Consider the following 2,818-nt stretch of genomic DNA (forward strand, 5'->3'; position numbering starts at 1 on the left):
AACAGCTCCTGCTCCCTGATTAGGGATAACTTTTGTTTGAAAGCCTGCCTGTTTAAGAGCGCTCTCAAAACTCACATTGTGTACACGGTCTCTGGTCGCACCGTCATGAGGCAAAACCATCAATGCCTTCTCATAACCATTTTGACGCAACCAACCTATATGTTCGGATAACGGCTGTCCTTGTGCTTCGTAATAATCAAGCACTCTGATCTCTCTGCCAACAAATTGCGCTATCCATATCGCTGTGGCATCTGCCTTAGCACCCGTGCCCCCAATATCCCAAAAGGCGCGTATTTGCATTAAAGGATCACGCGCAACGCGCCCTATCCGCCCCTCCTGCTCGGCTGCCAACATTTCCTTTTGATAATAAGCGCCTTGAACCGCTGTAAGATAAGCCCCTTCCCAGATATGCTTATAGGTCTCTGGACGATTTCTCAGATCATCCAATCGCGCTTCATTCAAGATCTTGGGAAACTTCGGGTTGTCTGACCAGTTAATCTCAACACGTTTGATTGCCTCATTGTCTGAAAAGCGAAACCGCTTCTCAACGGGGGCATTCTCTCGCAACGGGTTCCATGTCACCCATAACTCTGCTCGCCACCCCTCGCCTTCTTCACGCAACGTTGGAATAAGCGTCTGCCAAGCCGTCTCTGTAACGGGCTCTGCCTCATCAACCCAACAAAGCAAGATACGCCCCATCGATTTAATGCTCGCAATATTACGGTCCAGACCAGAAAACTGAAAGGCTACGCGACCATCTATCGACTTAATCGACGACTCCCCAACCTTGTAATAGTCCTTTAAAAAGTCGTGCGCTTCAATGACGCGTTTAATCTCCTCCAATGAACTTTCTGCCAAAGAATTCTGAAACTGACGTGCACAAAGTATAGTGCCCGATATCCCTTGCATACCAAATTGATAGCCTTTTAAAGCAGCCATCAAGGCAAATGATCTTGTCTTTCCAGACCCTCGTCCACCCCAAGCAGCACGCACCAAAGCCTTATCTGTAAAAATCGGTATAAGCTTTGGAACAATATTAATCTGTCGTGTCGTCATTGACCAAAGGCGCGATTTCTACACGCGTTATCACCTTAATGGCTCCCCCATCTTCACCTGTTACCTGTAAAGGCAACACCTTACCAAGCAACGCTAAATAAGCAGCGGGGCATTCCATAGCCTGCTTTTCCAAATAAGAAATCAAACCATCCTTGCCAATTTTATTCCCAGCATTCTCAGCAGCCTTAACCACTGCTTCTTTTAAAATGCGCGTCACTTTATTCGGAACGCCTTTGACACGCCCTTGACCTGCCTTTGGGNCCAAACTGCACTATCCCTCGTTTAGATACAATACGACCACGTACAGTGCTGTCATTAAATACGATTTGCTACACTTTGTCAACATAAAAATAACACATATTGATACATTTGAAAAGAATCGGTTAAACAGCACTTATGAATAATTAAGGGTTCAAAATGATGAAATCATTATCCATAACACGCATCATAACATTTATAGCTTTCTTTTCTATATCAGCGCTACCTGCATCAGCGTCATTTGGATTTATAGACAAATTGACGCGTATGTTTACAAGTGTAGATACTATAGAGAAGTATAATCAACTTTACAATAAATACGTAAGTGAATCATATATTGGCTCTATGCATTCTGAAAAGGTACGCAAAGCAGAAGAACTTTCACTCAGAAATGGCGGAGAATATTCATTTTTTAACAAGGAAGATATATTGTATCGTCACATATCAGTTGTTGGTTGTGCATCCCTTATGAGTTTATTGCGGGGTGATTATAATAAGGAGATGTCGCAAATGGATCTACCCAATGTAATAAAGCGTTTACGCGATGAATATGATTGGAGTGAAAGCGATTTTATGTGGGCATACGACGTGGTCAATGATAACGAGGATCCAATGATTTATTATGCAAAAAAATTTATGACGGCTATAGATAAGCGTTACGATTTCAGAAAAGAACAAGTAGATAACATAGTATCTCACGTGAAAACAAATGATCATAAATGGTTAAAGGAACTCAGTGAACATTGCGGAAACTTACGAACGATATACTATATAATGCAACCGTAATAGAGCTTGTCATTTACGATCAAAATGTTTCTGAAGCACATTAAGAGCAACGCGCAGTGAATTCACAAGGTGGGGTAGCATTTGATCTTCTATAACGAGGCACTGTAGCGCTGCATAAAGGTTATATTGTCTATAGAGGCATTGGGCTTCTTTTAGTGCCTCTTGCGTGTTTATAAACTGCTCTGTTGCAAATTCTACCCATTTATCTCTTGCCTTATCATCAGATGATGATGGCATTTCGTCATAAATTGCATTAGGCAAGCCTTTTGCACAAAGGTAATTATTCCTTATCTGTAAATACTGTTGCGCGGCGTCATATTGCTCTTGTGTAAGCACGCCTTGTAAACAAAGCCGCCCTATATAAGACCCAGAAAGTGGATTTTTTGCCTCTTGTAGCGTTAAACCGAAGCGTTTTGCACGCATTTCTATTGCCAATTTATCAACGGCTTCACGCAGTGCTTTTGCACGTGATATACGTCCGTTTGGTTCTCTTACCTGCCCTGCTATTTTAGGGCGTCCCCTTTTTTTATTTTTTTTCATAACACCGCCTTTTATTTAAAAAGGAACACTGTCATTCATAACGGTATGGGGCGTATCAAGAGGTCTGTAAATGCTTCTGTCATAAGCAGATGACTGATCTTGATTATCATCATTTTTGCCATCTAAAAGCTTTAACTCGCCTTTGTACTGAGGCAATATGACTTCTGTTACATAGCGA

The 2,818-nt window shown here is 42.0% G+C and carries 4 protein-coding genes and 1 pseudogene; 1 reads left to right on the forward strand and 4 read right to left on the reverse strand.

What is annotated here, in order from left to right; all coding sequences use genetic code 11:
- The coding region (locus ACFIL7_RS01490; protein ID WP_375683268.1) for a PBSX family phage terminase large subunit at window positions 1–1,056 on the reverse strand (1,056 nt) is incomplete at its 3' end.
- The gene (locus tag ACFIL7_RS01495; RefSeq protein ID WP_375683269.1) at window positions 1,037–1,321 is read right to left on the reverse strand and encodes a hypothetical protein; all 285 of its coding nucleotides are present in this window, start codon (window positions 1,319–1,321) and stop codon (window positions 1,037–1,039) included. The genes ACFIL7_RS01495 and ACFIL7_RS01490, both read right to left, overlap by 20 nt.
- Window positions 1,322–1,473: 152 nt before the next feature.
- Here ACFIL7_RS01495 and ACFIL7_RS01500 point away from each other — a divergent pair, with 152 nt between their 5' ends.
- Window positions 1,474–2,100: a hypothetical protein gene (locus tag ACFIL7_RS01500; protein ID WP_375658332.1), complete on the forward strand. Its 627-nt coding sequence runs from the start codon at window positions 1,474–1,476 to the stop codon at window positions 2,098–2,100.
- A gap of 9 nt (window positions 2,101–2,109) precedes the next feature.
- Here ACFIL7_RS01500 and ACFIL7_RS01505 read toward each other — a convergent pair whose 3' ends face one another.
- Both ACFIL7_RS01505 and ACFIL7_RS01510 read right to left on the reverse strand, forming a co-directional pair.
- Entirely contained in the window at window positions 2,110–2,640 is a 531-nt protein-coding gene (locus ACFIL7_RS01505) for a hypothetical protein (RefSeq protein WP_375658333.1), read from the reverse strand.
- Between the two features lie 15 nt (window positions 2,641–2,655).
- Window positions 2,656–2,818, reverse strand: a pseudogene (locus ACFIL7_RS01510) (single-stranded DNA-binding protein); the annotation flags it as partial.

Origin of the sequence: Bartonella sp. AP3QHHD (genome assembly GCF_042195765.1) — a bacterium.
Taxonomy (GTDB): Bacteria; Pseudomonadota; Alphaproteobacteria; order Rhizobiales; family Rhizobiaceae; genus Bartonella.